Origin of the sequence: Flavobacterium sp. Sd200 (genome assembly GCF_009826935.1) — a bacterium.
Taxonomy (GTDB): Bacteria; Bacteroidota; Bacteroidia; order Flavobacteriales; family Flavobacteriaceae; genus Flavobacterium.
In genome coordinates this window covers 318,579-336,360 of record NZ_WUMN01000002.1, presented here as the reverse complement: position 1 = coordinate 336,360, position 17,782 = coordinate 318,579, and the positions used below count along the sequence as shown (strand labels likewise).

Sequence of the window (17,782 nt, the reverse complement as noted above, 5' to 3'; positions counted from 1 at the left end):
TGGCAGGGATCTGTTTTTAGGGGAGTACTTAAAAATAGGCTCTAAGCTGTATGCTACCGGTGTGTATAGTACTGCTGCTTTCGCTCTTACGCCCCTGATAGTTTACATTGACATCTAAAAACTGCGTGAGGTTTTTTTGCAATAACAGCCTCCATGTCAGGTTTTGCCCCGGCTGTAATCCTTCAAGCATTTGGTAGGCGGCAGCGGTATTTTGGTTTCCGGCAAAATCGTTTTTATATAAAGAAAACTCTCCGCTGGCTGTAAACTGCTTTTCAGATGCATAGCTAAACGATGTGCCAAACCGTTGTTGTTGCAGCGTTTCCATAAGGGCTATGGTGTTCTTTTTGTCCTGATATTCATAAAACAGGTCCCAGCTTGCATTGCGCGAAAAAATATAAGAAACTTTTGGCCCAAGTTGGTAGCCATTTATGGTATAATCTTTTTCGACATAATTTTCGGAAGTATTGGCACTATTGTCTATTTGCCCGGCAAAACTTAGCAGCCATGTTTTTTGTATGAGGTGTGCATACTGCATTTGATGAGATTGTATGCGATTGCTTTGAGAACCTATGGAAAGCAGTGTGCGGTTGCGGTTGTTTACATACGTATAGGTTACAGAATGATCCTGTTTGCCGCGGTTATAAAAAAGGCTGTTCCTGAAAGACGAATTTAGTCCCACAAGGTTGTGTTCGCTGTTGGAAAAAGGGTTAAGGTCAAAATTGTCAGAATCGCGTAATATTTTGCGATCCTTTAAAAACGATATCTGGTCATAAAAATAAGACAGTAGTTTTTTAAATCCGCCAGAGTTTTGCCATTTATTAGGATTAAGTGTTGCCGAAACGGAGAATTTATTTTGGTGTGTGCCTACATATACCTGGTTGGGCAAATATACCCGCACATATATTGCCTGATCCGGAAAAGGGGCAACCTCAAACTCCTGCAACTCCTGTATGCCGTTGTTGTTATAATCGTTCCAGCGATACACACCCTGCCCGGGTTCTACCTGTAAGTATGTAAATTCCTGCTGTGCTATGGTGCCCGATGAGGTTTCGTAGGCAGTGCTAAGCTGCACCAATTGATCCCAGTATTGGTCGTTATATAAAAGGCGCGAGTTGAGCGATGGTTCTGCTTTGCGGGCTGCATCGGTAAACGTAAGCCTGCGGTAGTTTACAAATAAAGAGAGGTCGCTTTTTTCGGTTTTGAGCAGTCTCGATTTAAGATAGTACGACCGCGAAGTATTTACTTTTTGCAAGAGTCCGTTGAGCAAACTGTCATTGGTACGTTGCAGGTAACCCAGTTCTACATATACTTTGGTACTGTCGCCACGGCCTGTAAAAGCACCATATTCTGTAAAACGCTGGCTAAGACCGGATAAAAGACCAGTACTTTTCAGTGTTTCTTTATTGTCTTCCAGCCTTAACGAGCCCCCCACCCAATTTTTTCCAAAATGATATTTTGTGAGGGCTTCGTTTCTCACAAAATCTGATTTAGAATAGCTGCCGTTGCTTGCCAGCACGCTTCCGCGGTTTTGCAAATAAAGATTACCCAGCTTCATTTGCCCGTCTACAACGTGCCGTGTGCCACTAAACGCATCAGAGAAATCAAGCTTTTCTACCTGATAGTTTACCTGCCCTTTTTGAGGCAGCCTAAAGGTTGTGCCCGCAGTAAGGTAACTTTGGTTGGCGTTTGTGGTAACAATATCGGTAAGGTTCCAGTCGCGGTTAAACTCTATATTAAACATTCGCTCTATGGTGCGAAAATCTTTTTGTACAAACTGATAATTGGCAAAGGCATCTATTTCAAAACTGCCTGTATAAAGGCGTTGTTTGGCGTTTATTTTTCCGGCCAGGCCATTGTTGTTCCCATCATCTATAGGCGAGTAGAGGTTAAGGTCATTGTTGCTAATGCCCGCCTCAAAGTCTATAAGCGTTTTTTCGCTTGGGTTGTATTTGCCGAGTACCGTGGCAATTTGCAGTTTTACAGGGGCTGTAAGGTTTATAACCGGTTCATAGCTGCCCTGCGGCACACCGTTTACAGGCGCAATGTATTGGTAAACTCGTCCCAAGGCAGCAGCATTTACAAGCTGGTAATTGCCCAAGTTGCTGCCCACAAGGCTAAAGCGCACATTATACAGTTCGTCGTCGGGGTTATTGCTTTGCACAAATATCTCCATGCCGTTCTCTATAACTTTGCGGTACAGTATTTTGTTTTCGCTATAAGTGTCTATGTAGGCCGATGGCGCATTCATAAGTGTACTGTCGTCTCCGGCCTGTTGCAGTATTGCCACCTGCTCCTGGGTAAGGTTTTGTTGCAGAGGCTGGTTTTTCATGTCGTTTTCAGAATATACATATCCTGCAATGCTCCAGTCTTCGCGCTCGTGCGATATGCCTCCGTAGGTAACAAAACGCGTATAGTTTTGCTGAGAGTATTGATACTCTACATTAATACGCATTTCGCTGGTAATAGGAAAGAGGGAGGTAAATATAATTTCGCCAGCGTTGTAGTCTATAATATAATCATTGCTTTCGCCACGCTCTAACAAAACACCGTTTACATACACGCGCTCTGAACCCGATACTACTAAAACATATAACTCACCATTATTGCCCCTCAGTTTATAAGGCCCCTGATTGCCTTCTGTTCCGGTAAAAGTGCTTCGTGCATACTGCCCGCGCACCAATGCAGCGGCAGCGAATATTGATGTCTTGGCTTTGTCGTCTCCAAGAGTAATGGCACCCGATACACCCTGCACTTTTTTATTAAAGTTTAGAAAACGCGACTGACGGTTTTCAAGAAAAAGGTCGCCTGCGCGGATGTTCCATTTCTGGCTGTACATTTCAATGAATATCTGGTCAAACTCATCGAGCTTTTGCGAGTATCCGCCTTCCTGCAGGGGTATGTTGCTGTCCTGTATAGAGGCTCTAAGGCTCACCTTTTCGCTTAGCTTTCCTGTAATTTGCAGGTCGAGGTTAGAGTTTACCACCGTATTTTGGTTGTTGCCCACCGTTACTCCGCGCGTAATACTGCCCGATGTGGTTAGGCCGCTAAAAGGTTTTAATGTGTTTTGGGCATCGCGTGTAACGGTAAATCGCTGACCGGTATTAGCATCGTTGCTTAGCACACGGCTGCTGTTATACATGCTGTATTGTTTTGTCAAAAACTCAGGATAGGCAAGATAGCTTACGGTTAACGAATCGGATGACGAAAAACCATTCTTTAAAGTAACAATACCCGTACTGAAGTTTACTTTATAAAAGCTGGTATCTATTGGTGTGCCATTGAGGTCTTCGAGCTTAAAATAGGCGGGGTTTATGCTAACGCTGTCTACCCTTATGGTGTCGTTTTGCGCAAGTGCTTTTATTGTTTTGTAGGGCGCAGGGGTTTCCTGTCCGTAAATGACAGAAAAGCAACAAAAAAGCACCCATAAAAGCCCGTTTTTAAGCATCACAAAAATTATAACTCAAAAAGGGCAAAAGTAGTGTATTTAAGGCTAATATTTAAAACCTTGGCTGTTGTAGTCAGAGGGTTTAGGCAGCTAACAACTAAGTTATAAAACTATAAAAGGGAATTAGTTTATATGCCTAACTCCCTTTATACGGTTTGATTATTTTACAGTGGTACGGGTGTGGTCTTCATACCAATGCTTAAATTTTTTAGTGGAAGTATAAGGGCTTGCAAGCACTTTATAAACCATAAACAGTATGAGCACGTGCCCAATAATGAACACGCCAAACAATAGTGGGTAAGCCATGCCAAGTACAGACCATATTACAAAGCCCAGTAAACAGGCCCAGGTTACCCAAACCAGTGGTACTACAATTTTTTTCATGGCAATGCGTATTTTTAAGTAAAATTACTTTTGTCCTTACAGTAACAGGGTTAAGGATGTGGTAAATAAATAGTTGACAATCAGGTATTTTTGTTAATAGTCTTAAATTTTTCCAAAATAATTTTATAGAAGTGTAATAAAATTACTTTCAGAATGTCTCTACTGTAAGCATTTATTTGTTATAATTGCACAATCATCAATCAATCAAAAATCAATGCAAAAACTGCTTACATTGCTATTATTAGCCTGTACCTGTATTGGCTATAGTCAAAGTATTACCCTTAAAGGCAAGGTTTCCGACCCCGACAATTTTCCGCTTGAAGCGGCTACAGTATATCTTACTACGGCAAAAGATTCTACTATGATCGATTATACCATTACCAATAAGAACGGTAATTGGGAGCTTAAAACACGTGCTATAACGCAGCCTGTTTTCCTTAAAATATCGTTCGTGGGATTTGCAGATCACAAACAAAAATTTGAAACCCTTGCCGAAAGCAAAGACTTTGGAACCATAAAAATGGCCGATAGGTCGACCAACCTTAATGAAGTTGTTATTGAAGGCGAAACACCGCCCATACGTGTAAAAGCAGACACGCTGGAGTTTAATGCATCGTCGTTTAAAGTGCGCCCGGATGCCAGTGTTGAAGCATTGCTGAAACAATTGCCGGGTGTAGAGATAGACGAGGAAGGAAAAATAACCGTAAACGGCAAAGAGGTAAACCAGATATTGGTAAACGGCAAACCCTTTTTTGATAAAGACGGCAAAATTGCCATACAAAACCTGCCTGCCGAAATTATAAACAAAGTGCAGGTTAGCGATACTAAAACCAAAAAAGAGGAGCTGAGCGGCGATAAGGCCAGTGGTAACAATGCAAGCATAAACCTTACTATAGACGAAGATAAAAATAAAGGCTTTTTTGGACGGGCCATGGCTGGCTATGGCAGTAGCGAACGTTATGAGAGCAGCGCGCTTGTAAATTATTTTAAAGGTGCAAGAAAGATAAGCCTGTTGGCGTCGTCTAACAACATCAATTCGACGGGCTTTTCTATGAACGAAATATTCGACAACATGGGAGGCGGCCGTAATATGAATGTATGGACCAGCGATGATGGAGGCTTTAATATAAACGGCATGCAGTTTGGCGGCGGAAAGGGTATTACGCTCTCTAATATTATTGGACTTAATTATGCCGACGAATGGGTTAAAGGTTTTGACGGCAGTGCCAACTATTTTTTTACATCGGCAAATACAGATAACAACAACCGTACCCGTGAGGTAAATTATTTGCCCCTGCGCGAAACCGCTGTGGGTTCGGGCATATTTGTAGACGACAGCTATGTGCTAAACTCGCAAACCGTTACAAAAAACGATAAGTATGCCCATAATTTTAATACAGAGTTTAATGTTAAAATAGACTCGACAACAACCATATATGTTGCACCAAAGTTTAGCAAGGCAAACAGTATGGTAAAAAATACAACTTCTCAGGCTTCGAGAAGATTATCAGACGATACGCTGCTTAACGACAGGGAGGGTTTGTTTCTAAATGAAAACGACAACACTGCGTTTAACAACAGTTTTGTGTTTAGTAAAGTGTTAGGTAAAAGCAAACGTTCTATTGATGTTTGGATGGATAATGAGATAAAAGAGGATGAGGGATCTGAACTCAATAAATCCAACACCAACAAATATAATTATGATGCAGAGGGAAATGTAACAATCGAGGCTGATAACCGGGACCAGATAAGGTACAACAGGCAAAAAACAGACAGCCATGTGTTTGCCGTAGAGTTTACGCAGCCAATACCAGATTCTTTAGAAGTTAGGCTTGGATTAACCTATACGATGTATAAAAATACAGAAGACAGGAACGGTTATAATTTTGATGTGGCAACAGGAAGGTATTCTGCTTACAACGACCTGCTTTCAAACAGTCTTGAATCTAAACGAAATGCCATTCGTCCTACAGCAGGTTTTAGGGTAAATAAAGGTAAAATATGGGCTTACGTTGAAGGAGGTCCACGTATTACAAAGTTTGACAACAACGGAACTTATTTAGGGCAAAATTATGCTGTAAACAAGAATTACATTTTGCCGTTTTTACAGGCAGGAATGAATTATAGCTTTACAAAATCTAAATCGTTGTGGATAGGAGGTAATTATGAGGTGGAGTTTCCTCTTGCAAGGCAAATTTTAGAGATAGCCGATGTTACAGACCCTTTAAATACGGTTATAGGAAATGCTGAACTTGATCCGGAAAAGTATTATAATTTACACTTCAATTTCAGGAACTACGATTATGCCACAAGGTCGGGCTATAATATTTATGCCGGTGGTAACTACTACGATTCTTCTGTGAGAAATTTTACAGAGATAGATAACAGTGCTGTTAGCACAACAACATATACTAACGTGTCGGGCACCTTTACTACATGGTTTGGTGTTAACTGGAGCAAATCTATTAAAAGAGAAGCTCATACATTTAAAGCAAGTATTGGTGTAAACGGTAATTATAATGGCGATAAAGGTTTCCAGAACGAGCAGCTTTATAACTCTAAATCGCTCAGGGTAAGTCCACGCCTAAACCTAACGTATGAATATGGCGAATTGTTAACCATAAACCCGTCTTATAACTTTACATACAGCGATACAAAGTTTACAAATTATGTTATAGACAGGGCAGATAATTTTGTGCATCGCCTAAACCTGCAAACCACAAGCTACTGGCCTAAACATATTGTTTTTGGTAACGATTTTGGATATACTTACAACTCGCAACTGGGCAGCGGGCTTAAAAAAGATTTCTTTTTATGGAACAGCAGCATTGGTTACAACTTTTATAACGACAGGCTGTTATTTAAAGTAAAAGTGTACGATTTGCTTAACCAAAACCTTGCAACATCAAGAACCATATCGGCTACAAGAATTACAGACGAGGAGAATGTTGTTCTAAAACGCTATGTAATGTTCTCGCTAACCTTTAAGCTTAATAAGTTTGGCGAAAAGAAAGCCGATGAAGGCAACAGGTTCTGGTGGTTTTAATGCCTCCAAAGTTCTGATAAAAAATATTTTAACCCGAAGATTAAACCTTCGGGTTTTTTTATGGTCAAAGTCCATACAAATCACCTCAATCGATATAGTTTTATGCAAAAGATCTTTACGCTTTTACTCGTTGCGTTTACATCGGCTCTTGGCTTTAGCCAGAACATTACCCTTAAGGGCAAGGTAACCGACCCGGATAATTTTCCATTGGAGTCGGCCACGGTTTACCTAAGCACCGTTAAAGACAGTGCCATGGTAGCCTATAGTGTTACTAACAAAGACGGCAGTTGGGAAATAAGGACCCGTGTTACAAAAGACCCCGTTTTCCTGAAAGTGTCTTACATGGGTTTTGCCGATTTTAAACAAAAACTTACAACCCTTGTAGCCAACATGGATTTTGGCGTGCAAAAACTATCAGACAAAGCAACTACCCTAAACGAAGTTATTATTGTGAGCGAAGCACCGCCTGTACGTGTAAAAAAGGACACGCTTGAGTTTAATGCGGGTTCGTTTAAAGTGCGGCCGGATGCCAACGTTGAAGCCCTGCTAAAACAATTGCCCGGGGTAGATGTAGACAGTGATGGAGTTATAACCATAAACGGAAAACAGGTAGACCAGATCCTGGTAAACAGGAAACCCTTTTTTGACCGCGATGGTAAAATTGCGCTTAAGAACCTTCCGGCAAGTCTTATAAATAAAGTGCAGGTTAGCGATACCAAAACCAAGGAAGAAGAGTTGCTAAACCGCAGGGCCAGCGGCAACAACTCCAGTATTAACTTTACTATAGACGAAAAAAAGAACAAAGGCCTTTTTGGTAAAATAATGGGTGGCTATGGTACAGATGACCGCTATGAAACCAGTGGCATGCTTAATTATTTTGAAGGTAAAAAGCGCATTAGCCTGTTGGCCTCATCCAACAATATAAACTCTACAGGGTTTTCTATGGATGAGATCTTTGACAGTATGGGTGGCGGCCGCAATGTGAGCAGCGGTGTTTTTGGAGCTGTGAGGCAGGCAGGTAATGGCATAGGGCAGGGCATTACGCAAAGCAACATGGCCGGGGGAAGCTATAACGACGAGTGGTTTAAAAACTTTAGCAGCACGCTTAATTATTTTTATAACAGTGCTGATACAGAGAACAACAATCGCACGCGGGAGACTACCTTTTTACCAGCAACATCGGGAGACACAACTCAAAAAAGCCAAACGGAAACCAGTACATCGAGCACCGATAACAGCCGCTATGTGCACAATGCCGGCAGCGAGTTTGAATGGAAACTAAATAAACAAACCACTATTTTTATGGATCCCAGGTTTGTTACAGGAAACAGCAAGGAACGCAATGTAACATCGCGCGAAACGGTAGACCAGGATGGCAATCTTATTAACCGCAGCGATAACAACACCTTTAACGACACCGATAACCGAAGCTTTACCAACCGTCTGCAAATTCGCAGGGCTTTCGATAAAAAAGGGAGGGCAATAAGTGCAGGATTTAACAACAATAATAGTGTAGACGATACGCAGAATTTAAACCGCCAAAGCATTGATTTTGGCGATGGAAGTTCCACAAATGTAGACCAGCTAAAGCAAACTACTACTACAAACGACAACTACAGCGGTAGTCTTGAATATTTAGAGCCAATAACCGACTCGCTTCGCATAAAAGTAAAAGGTGCTTACAGCAGCAGCCAGAATACCCGTAACCGTGAAGGTTTTGACTATGATGCGGCGAGCGGACAATATTCGGCGTTTAACGATTTGCTTACCAACTACCTGTCTTCTACCACCGGAAGCTTTATACCTACTGCCGGTTTTGAGTTAGACAAGAATAAGTATGACCTTAGTACAGAGCTGGGGCAACGCATTATTAGTTTTGACAACCACTCTGTATATCTGGGTGATTATTACAGCCTGAATAAAAACTACATATTGCCATTTGCAAACGTGCAGGCAGGCATAACCTTTAGTCAGTCTAAGCGATTAAGGTTTAATTATAACTACGATACTTCGTTGCCAACTGCCACACAGATACTCCCGGTAGAAGACGTAAGTAACCCACTCAACACCATTGTGGGTAATCCGGACCTAGACCCGAATAAATCGCACAACATAAACATTAATTTCCGCAACTTTGATTTTGCCACACGTTCAGGCTACAACCTGTATGGAAATGCCCGATTTTACGACAGCCAGGTGGCGTCTTTCACAGAAATAGATGTAACCGATGGTACAAGGATTACCAGTTACCAAAACGTTTCGGGGGCATACAATCTTAGCGTGGGAGGTAATTACAATAAGAGCATTAAGCGCGGTGCACACACCTTTAGGTACAATTTAGGGCTTAACTCGTCTTACAACCTTACAAAAGGTTTTACTAATGCGCAACAGTATGAAGCCCGCTCGTTAACTCTTAGTCCACGCCTAAACTTTAGTTATGACTATGGCGAGCTTCTTACCATAAATCCGTCTTACAGCTATACTTATAACCAGAGCGATTATACCAACTATCGTATAACGCAGGCCTCTAACTATGTGCATCGCATTAACCTGGCTACTACAAGCTATTGGCCTAAAAATGTAGTTTTTGGTAACGATTTTGGCTATACCTACAACTCTATAGACACTGGTTTCAGGAAAGATTTTTATTTATGGAATACCAGCTTGGGATACAGTTTTTTAGACAATCATTTTATGTTTAAAATAAAAGTCTATGACGTACTAAATCAAAACCTTGGCATTACGCGTTCTATTACCGCTACCAGTATTGAAGATCAGGAGAACACGGTGCTAAAACGCTATGCTATGTTCTCGCTAACCTACAGCCTTAAACAGTTTGGAGGCAAAAGGGTTCCCGGTGGAGACAGGCCACCCGGAGGCGGAGGGAACTTTAGAGGCAGGCGAATGTAGTTGAATTGTTGGTTCGGTTATTTGTGAATTTGTCAGGTAATGTGGTGCTCTGATTTTTTGATTGAATAAAGATTCCCTTCTGATGGAGGGGTAGCTGAAAGCCGGAGTGGTTAAAACTGAATTTAAAAGTTATCATGATATTTTCATCCAAATAACCGAATCAACAAATTGCCAGGCAAAATAAATAAGGTAAACCCATTAAAATTACACGTTAAATTAATAACAATTTTACACTATTTTGCGTTGGGGTTATAAATTTGTACATGATGTTTATTTTATATAATGTCCCTGTATTTATTAGGAGAAATCGCTAAATTTGGGAAAACATTATCAATTAAAGTAAACCACCAAATCAAAGTTATGACCTGGACTACACAACAAGTAAAAGACGGTGTTGCTGCCTGGACGGCAATACTTACCAACGTGCCTCAGTTAGAATTGGCCTTTGCGCAAGGCTATTTTTTCGAATGCGATCATTCATTCACCGGATTGACCAGTGGGTCGGTACACGCATATCCGGCATTAAAAGACGGCACGTTCTATTTAGTGCTTATACCGTCTATATATGATAACAGCACATCAGACATAGGTGCTAACTCTTATGTATATCCTATAAAGACTAATTCAGGTACAGGAACAAACAGGATAACAGCCAAAGAAGCAAACGCCCGTATAAAGCGCTTTAAAGACAACTATAAAACATGGATACCGGAGCAGGTAAACAGTACTTATGGCATGTTTCAGGCATTTGATATAGCAAGGCAGGATTTTGAATGTGCCGATACAAAATTATATTTTGGATTAATAAGCACTCCAACAGCAGAAGTAAGCAAAACCATAGATCTTATTGTGGAGAACCTTGAGAGCACAGTCGTATATGATGATTTTACAAGGCCAGTACCTCCTTATTTAAATCCATCAGCCGCTTCAGCGAGCTTTTATTTGATTAATGGCATAAATTCTTAATGGGTTTCACAGAAATATCATACGCTCTATCAAATTCCTCTCCTGCTTTATTAACGTTAGGTGCAGTGGGAGGAATTTTATTTTGGAAGAACTTAGATGTTTTTCACAGAAACATTTTACTATATTTAATATTAATGTTGCTGGTAGAGTTGAGCGGAAGACTATTGGGAGAAATTTATAATAACAACCTTATAGTATTACCTCTATTTAGTCTCATCGAAATGATATTCTTTTTATATTTTTATAATAAGTTTCTATTCATAAAACCGAATAAATTAATAATGGTTGCTGGGATATTAGCAATTTTGTTTATTGTAGGAGAAACGTTACAGTATTTTGTTTTTAATACTTTAGATACGAAACAGTATCAGCCATATGCAAAAGTCATTGACAATTTTGTGATTATAATAATGGCTCTTTATTTCTTTTACCAAAAGATAAATAATTTTAATGAGACAAGATGGGGAAATTTTAGGTTGAATACCGCAATATTAATTGTTTTTACATTTAATTCTCTTGTTTTTCTTCCATTCAATTTTTTAATAAATGAATCTAGTGGAATAAGATTTTATTTCTGGACAGGTAACCTTTTACTATTGGTGTTTTTTTATATTTATCTTATCTCATTAATTTATATAAATGGCAGGGCAAATAGAAAAATTGTCAGATAGCCCAAAGTAAATTTTTAATTTATAGATAAACAGGTAGTTAGTATTTAGGGATGTCTGCTATCTGTTTTTTTTGTGGTTATATAAAGGTGAATAATTGTAAAGCCCCGTATTTTATAGGTTTATTGCTTATTTTTACAGCAATTTAACAACTACAGTTTATCATTTTTTAAATGACGCTCTACCATTTTTCTAAAGCAATGGGTAATATGGCTCCGGCAATTTTATCTGTTGGCTTAATTACGGGTTTATATTTTTATAACCGTATTAATGCATTACACAAAAGCATTTTATTATACCTGATTTTAATGTTGGGTGTAGACATATCGAGCAGAATATTAGGCCGCTCAGGAAACAACCTTGTCATTCTCCCCGTTTTCAGTTTAATTGAATTGGTGTTTTTTGCCTATTTTTACAATAAACATCTTTTAGCAAAACCTAATAAAGTTTTGTTGGGGCTCGGGATAGTTGGCAGTGTCTATATAATAACAGAGATGTTGTTATATTTTGTGTTTAATACATTAGATGTTAAACAGTTTCAGCCTTATGCTAAAGTGGCAGACAACTTTATTGTCATCTTAATGGCGCTTTCCTTTTACTATCAGAAAATAAATAGTTTTAACGAGTTGCGTTGGGGCTACTTTAGACTTAATACTGTGATACTTATTTATTTTACATTCAATATTATGGTCTTTTTACCATTCAATTTTATGATTAATGAGTCGAGTGGAATAAAGTTCTATTTTTGGACAGCTAATATGGTATTTATATTGCTGTTCTATGGATACTTAGTCTCGTTGATTTGGAAAAATGGCATAAAGCAGGGTAAAATGCAGTTGGGTTAGCTAATCCTTTAAAGTTTGTGAGTGTGCTGTTCATTAAACTTGTTTTCTATTTATTATCTACTTTTGCATCGCAGGCTTTATACTGCCTGCGCTTTTAATTACCACTACAACTACTAATGACAATTCAGGAAATTTGCAATGCATCGGCTAATTTAATAGGCGTTGTATTAATAGCTATTGTGTGTTTGGGGCTATACCGCTACAAAAGCTTAGATGCCCTCCATAAAAATATTTTTGTGTACCTCTTTCTCATGATGCTGTTAGATACTGCCAGCAGGAACATTCTTATTTCGGGCAATAACTTTATAGTGCTTTTGGTTTACAGCCTTATAGAACTTGTGTTCTTTGTGTATTTTTATAGCAGGTTTATGCTAAACAAGCCTAATAAAATTATTATAGGGCTGGGTGCAGTTGCTGCTGTATATATTGTTGCCGAAATAGTGCAGTATTTTGCCAATCCTATGTATATAAAGCAGTTTCAGCCTTATGCCAAGGTGGTCGATAATTTTGTTATCATTATAATGGCACTTGCCTTCTTTTATCAAAAAATGCGCAGTTTTAACGAAACACGATGGGGCAATTTTAAACTCAATACGGTATTGCTTATTTTTTTTACGCTTAATACCATTATATTCCTGCCTTTCAACTTTTTGGTAAACGATTCGAGCGGCGTGGTCTTTTACATCTGGACGGCAAACGGCCTGGCAATTTCCTTTTTTTATCTCTATCTGTTCAGCCTTATCTTTAAAAATGGCAAGACGGCTTTAGCTTACAGTTAAATATTGCGTGTTGTATATTGCTTCTTTAACAGGCATTAGGCTTATTGGGCTTTATTACCTACTTTTGTCTTTGTAAGACACTTTTTTAGTTTAAGGTTTATGGAAAAATGGCAGGATCCGCAGGTAATTGCACTGTGGATAGCGATTATCGTGGTATTGGTTTTTGTGATATTGTTTTTTGTAGTCTGGATTTTATATACCGGTTACAAACGCATGACCGAGGCCAACCTTCGCGAAGCCCGCACTGCCCTGGACCACCAAAAAAAGCTGATGGAAACCAGCCTGCGTGTGCAGGAAGACGAACGCAAACGCATTGCCAACGATTTGCACGACAGTCTTATTGGCAAGCTTAGCGTAGTGCGAATGAAGGCGCAGTTGGGCGCATCGGCTACAGATGTTGAAGAGATGCTGGGCGAAAGCATTGCCGATGCACGCCGCATATCGCATGATCTTACACCGCCTCTCATAGAATTTTCTACTACTCAGGAGCTTATTGCCAACCTTACAGAACCTTGGAAACAAAAGCTTAATTTGCAATATATTGCCGATGTTCGCACGGCACAGGAACTGTCGCCACAGGTAAAAATACAGTTGCTGCGCATAGTGCAGGAACTTATTACCAATATTGTTAAGCACGCACAGGCTACAACCGTTGTGGTACACTTGCGCCATACCGAAAAATTACTTACTTTGCAGGTGAAAGATAATGGCCGCGGTTTCGATGTAAACCTGCTCAAAGCAGGCCTCGGGCTGCAAAGTTTAGAGATGCGTGCCCAGTTTTTAAATGCTTCACACAGCGTTAAAAGCACTATAGGCAAAGGCACCCGCGTTATTATTGCGGCCCCTGTAACCACCACACCATGACAGAAAGCGATATTCTTATTGCAATTACAGACGATGATGCCCTTATTGTAAGCCTGCTTGAAGGCTACCTTGGCAACTGCCCGGGCATAAAGGTTTTATTTACCGCTAATGGCGGAAGCCAGCTTTTTTCGCACCTTGCCGGGGCAGATGTATTGCCAAATGTGCTGTTGCTCGACCTGCGCATGGATGGTATGGATGGCATAGAAATAACCCAGCATATAAAAAACCTTTACCCGTCTATAAAAGTAATTGTAGTGTCATCGCACTATCAAAAAACATTTATGGGCTTTATGCTCAAAACGGGGGTTTCGGCTTTTTTACCAAAGGGTATATCGCCAGTGCAATTGACCGATGTTATACGCACGGTTTACAAACAGGGCTATTATTTTAAAGAAGACCAGCTCGATGTACTTAGAGAACAAATTCCTGCAAAATCGCCCAAGCCTGTATTGCAGGAAGAAGAATTGCTCTCTGAACGCGAAATAGAGGTGCTGCGCCTCATCTGCCAGCAAAAAACCGCCAAAGAAATAGGCGAAGAACTGTTTATAACACAACGCACTGCCGAAGGCCATAAAAATAACCTGTTTGCCAAGACCGGGGCAAAAAATATTGCCGGGCTGGTTATTTATGCCATACAAAACCGCCACATTAAGGTAGAAGAACTCCCGTTGATATAGATAGGATTTTGATTTATATAAGAATTTGATTGCCTATGCCCGCAACATAAACTTTGTGAGGCTTTGTATATTTCTTAGCGAAGCTTATGGTGTTACATAGAAAATTCCCTGTAAAACCAAGTCTAAATTCAATAATTTCAGTGAATTAAAGGATATTCGAGTGCGTAAATAAACATCAATTTCTGTCATGAAAGGATATGCGTAAAATTACCTGTTTTTATAATTCAGGTAAATTCTACCTGTCGTCTTTAACTTTTTATTAGGACTTTTGACTCAGGATAAAAACAAATGCTACAGGGCACAAAAGCATAAAGACTGTGCTGATAAGAATTTTAATTGTAGTTGGTTAAATTTTATTGAGGCATTTGTATCCTTAAAAAAGCTAGGCAGGAGGTAAGTTAATTCGAAAATATTTTTCGCTCTCTCTCAAAAAAATGTTGTCTTACACGAATTACGATCTGGTCAAATCCTGCCTGCTTTTTATAAAAAGGCATCCATTACTAAATAGTATTTTTTTATTTTTTTAGCTCGAAGGGGAGTGGTAGGCGTGCCACTCCTCTCTTTTTGTGTATTACTTTAAAACAACAAAGCCCTGCTGATGGGCAGGGCTTTTTACCAAACTAACTCTACTTAATTTTGGTGAAAATCATATCACATAACTGTTGGCTTTACCGCTATGTGTTTATTATTTTGCATCAGGCCTATGCAAAATAATGTATGTTGTCTTTTTGATTGATGAACGGCCTGTATTTATAAGACGTACAAAACATTTTTTTGTTACACTTTTTCAAAAAAATATTTTTGCGTTTTTCTTTTATAGGTTATGACTTCAAAACACCCTCTATAGCATCAATTTCTTCCGTAGTAAAATAAATGTTTTTAAGGCTTTGCAGCGAGTCTAAAACCTGTTCGGACCTGCTTGCTCCAATAAGTACCGATGTTACCCTGCTGTCTTTTAACAGCCATGCTAAAGCCATGTGTGCCAGTTTTTGACCGCGCTGCTGTGCAATGGCGTTCAGATTTTTAATGACTTCAACTTTTTCGGGAGTAATGTGGCTTTCATTTAAAAACACACCACTGGTAGCCACACGCGAGTCGGCAGGAATTCCGTTAAGGTATTTATCTGTAAGCAATCCCTGTGCCAACGGACTAAAAGGAATGCATCCCACGCCATTATTGCCCAGCACATCGAGCAGGCCATTTTCAGGGTCGCGCACAAACATGCTGTATTTTGGCTGGTGAATTACACAAGGTGTGCCAAGTTGCCTTAATATATCAATGGCTTTTTGTGCTTCTTCGGCTTTATAGTTAGATATGCCTGCATACAATGCTTTGCCCTGGCGCACAATAAGGTCTAATGCAGCCATGGTTTCTTCTAAAGGAGTTTCTGGATCGGGACGGTGATGATAAAATATATCTACATAATCCAGCTTCATGCGCTTGAGGCTTTGGTCAAGGCTCGATACTAAATATTTTTTAGAACCCCAGTCACCATAAGGTCCATCCCACATAGTATAGCCTGCTTTGGTCGAAATTATGAGCTCATCGCGATAGCCTTTAAGATCGGTTTCAAGTATTTTTCCAAATACCTCTTCTGCCGATCCCGGAGGTGGGCCATAATTGTTGGCAAGGTCAAAATGGGTAATGCCGTTATCAAAGGCAGTGTGAATAATGTTACGGCTGTTTTCAAAGTCGTTTACAAAGCCAAAGTTGTGCCACAGGCCTAACGATAAAGCCGATAGCTTAAGGCCGCTGTTGCCGCATCGGCGGTATTCGATATTTTGGTAACGGGTAGGGTTGGGTTGATAACTCATTGTTTGGGTGTTTGTTTTTTTAAGCGATAAATATACTTAAAAAAGCGTTTAGAACAGTTTGGCTAACTTATATCAAAACATCAATAATCGATATATTTGTGGTAGAAACAAAACACAAAATATATGGCAGTTGCATGCTACTGTGGCTCCGGTAAAGACTTTAGCCTTTGCTGCGAACCCTACATAACCCAAAAAGAAAAAGCCCCAACAGCCGAGGCACTTATGCGTTCGCGTTACAGTGCCTATGCCACGCATAACGACGGTTATTTATGGCAAACCACTGCTCCAAAAGAACGCAAATATCATAGCAGGGCAGCCATATTGCAATGGGCTAAAAGCAACCAGTGGTTAAAACTTGAAGTGCTGAGTTCTACCGAAACTACAGTAGAGTTTAAAGCCTATTATCTTGACGTAAGACTGCGCTCGCAGGTACATCATGAAAAATCTACGTTTGTGTTTGAGGATGGTAGCTGGTATTATAAGGATGGAGAATATTAAAATTTAATTAGTTTGATGTAACAAAAACTTTTTACCTTCATCTAATAAAGCAACAATCAAAAAATCTAAAAATATGACAGCACACGAAATTGATTACCAAATTTATGGTGAAGAAATGCAATATGTAGAAATAGAGCTCGATCCGCAGGAGGCCGTTGTGGCCGAAGCAGGAAGCTTTATGATGATGGACAGCGGCGTGCAGATGCAAACCATTTTTGGCGATGGCTCCAACCAGAACGAAGGTATAATGGGTAAGCTTTTTTCAGCAGGAAAACGTCTGCTAACCGGAGAAAGCCTTTTTATGACGGTATTTTTAAATCAGGATAAAGGTGTGCGCAGGGTAAGTTTTGCATCGCCCTACCCGGGCAAGATTGTTCCGTTAGACCTGCGCCAGTTTAATGGCAAATTTATTTGCCAGAAAGATGCTTTCCTGTGTGCTGCAAAAGGAGTAACTGTGGGGATAGAGTTTTCGAGAAAATTGGGTCGCGGACTTTTTGGTGGCGAGGGCTTTATTATGCAAAAGCTTGAGGGCGACGGACTGGCGTTTATTCACGCAGGTGGAACGCTTGCAAAAAAAGAACTTGGCCCGGGGCAGGTATTAAAAGTAGATACAGGCTGTATTGTAGGCTTTTCGCAAACAGTAGATTATGATATAGAATTTGTGGGCGGAATAAAAAATACCATTTTTGGCGGCGAAGGCTTGTTCTATGCCACATTGCGTGGCCCGGGAACGGTTTACATTCAATCATTGCCATTTAGCAGGCTTGCCGGCAGGATATATGCTTCGGCACCTCAGGGCGGCGGACAGCAGCGCGGCGAAGGCAGCATATTAGGCGGCCTTGGCAATTTGCTGGACGGAGACAACAGGTTTTAAGTAAGTCGAAAG

Annotated in this window: 13 protein-coding genes; 10 read left to right on the top strand and 3 right to left on the bottom strand. The window is 40.1% G+C overall.

Going from position 1 to position 17,782, the window contains the following annotated elements; translation table 11 throughout:
• Nucleotides 1-28 precede the first annotated feature (28 nt).
• Together GR160_RS07575 and GR160_RS19300 are read right to left on the bottom strand one after the other, a co-directional pair.
• The gene (locus GR160_RS07575; RefSeq protein WP_160749601.1) at nt 29-3,445 is read right to left on the bottom strand and encodes a hypothetical protein; all 3,417 of its coding nucleotides are present in this window, start codon (nt 3,443-3,445) and stop codon (nt 29-31) included.
• A 159-nt stretch (nt 3,446-3,604) separates the two neighbouring features.
• Complete coding sequence (locus tag GR160_RS19300; protein ID WP_202390741.1) at nt 3,605-3,829, bottom strand: hypothetical protein; 225 nt, start codon at nt 3,827-3,829, stop codon at nt 3,605-3,607.
• Nucleotides 3,830-4,043: 214 nt separating this feature from the next.
• On the opposite strand from GR160_RS19300, the gene GR160_RS07570 reads away from it, so the two are divergent.
• The 8 genes from GR160_RS07570 to GR160_RS07535 all read left to right on the top strand — a co-directional run bounded on the left by GR160_RS07570 (nt 4,044) and on the right by GR160_RS07535 (nt 14,584).
• Nucleotides 4,044-6,875: an outer membrane beta-barrel protein gene (locus GR160_RS07570; RefSeq protein ID WP_160749260.1), complete on the top strand. Its 2,832-nt coding sequence runs from the start codon at nt 4,044-4,046 to the stop codon at nt 6,873-6,875.
• Nucleotides 6,876-6,977: 102 nt separating this feature from the next.
• Nucleotides 6,978-9,785, top strand: coding sequence for an outer membrane beta-barrel protein (locus GR160_RS07565; RefSeq protein WP_160749259.1), 2,808 nt, complete (start codon nt 6,978-6,980; stop codon nt 9,783-9,785).
• 360 nt (nt 9,786-10,145) lie between these two features.
• Nucleotides 10,146-10,751: a hypothetical protein gene (locus GR160_RS07560; RefSeq protein WP_160749258.1), complete on the top strand. Its 606-nt coding sequence runs from the start codon at nt 10,146-10,148 to the stop codon at nt 10,749-10,751.
• A complete protein-coding gene (locus tag GR160_RS07555; protein ID WP_237421186.1) occupies nt 10,751-11,422 on the top strand; it encodes a hypothetical protein in 672 nt (223 codons plus the stop codon). The genes GR160_RS07560 and GR160_RS07555 overlap by 1 nt, the downstream gene beginning before the upstream one ends.
• A gap of 491 nt (nt 11,423-11,913) precedes the next feature.
• A complete protein-coding gene (locus GR160_RS07550; protein WP_237421185.1) occupies nt 11,914-12,264 on the top strand; it encodes a hypothetical protein in 351 nt (116 codons plus the stop codon).
• 116 nt (nt 12,265-12,380) lie between these two features.
• Nucleotides 12,381-13,043 carry a hypothetical protein gene (locus GR160_RS07545; protein ID WP_237421184.1) on the top strand — a complete coding sequence of 221 codons (663 nt, stop codon included), beginning with the start codon at nt 12,381-12,383 and terminating at the stop codon, nt 13,041-13,043.
• 99 nt (nt 13,044-13,142) lie between these two features.
• Entirely contained in the window at nt 13,143-13,907 is a 765-nt protein-coding gene (locus GR160_RS07540) for a sensor histidine kinase (RefSeq protein ID WP_160749257.1), read from the top strand.
• The gene (locus tag GR160_RS07535) at nt 13,904-14,584 is read left to right on the top strand and encodes a response regulator transcription factor (protein WP_160749256.1); all 681 of its coding nucleotides are present in this window, start codon (nt 13,904-13,906) and stop codon (nt 14,582-14,584) included. The genes GR160_RS07540 and GR160_RS07535 overlap by 4 nt, the downstream gene beginning before the upstream one ends.
• Before the next feature lie 821 nt (nt 14,585-15,405).
• Here the strand turns inward: GR160_RS07535 and mgrA are convergent.
• Complete coding sequence (gene mgrA / locus GR160_RS07530) at nt 15,406-16,398, bottom strand: L-glyceraldehyde 3-phosphate reductase (protein WP_160749255.1); 993 nt, start codon at nt 16,396-16,398, stop codon at nt 15,406-15,408.
• A 123-nt stretch (nt 16,399-16,521) separates the two neighbouring features.
• Here mgrA and GR160_RS07525 point away from each other — a divergent pair, with 123 nt between their 5' ends.
• On the top strand, nt 16,522-16,896 hold the full coding sequence (locus GR160_RS07525) for a YchJ family protein (RefSeq protein ID WP_160749254.1): 375 nt from the start codon (nt 16,522-16,524) through the stop codon (nt 16,894-16,896).
• A 73-nt stretch (nt 16,897-16,969) separates the two neighbouring features.
• Nucleotides 16,970-17,770, top strand: coding sequence for a TIGR00266 family protein (locus GR160_RS07520; RefSeq protein ID WP_160749253.1), 801 nt, complete (start codon nt 16,970-16,972; stop codon nt 17,768-17,770).
• Nucleotides 17,771-17,782: the final 12 nt, after the last annotated feature.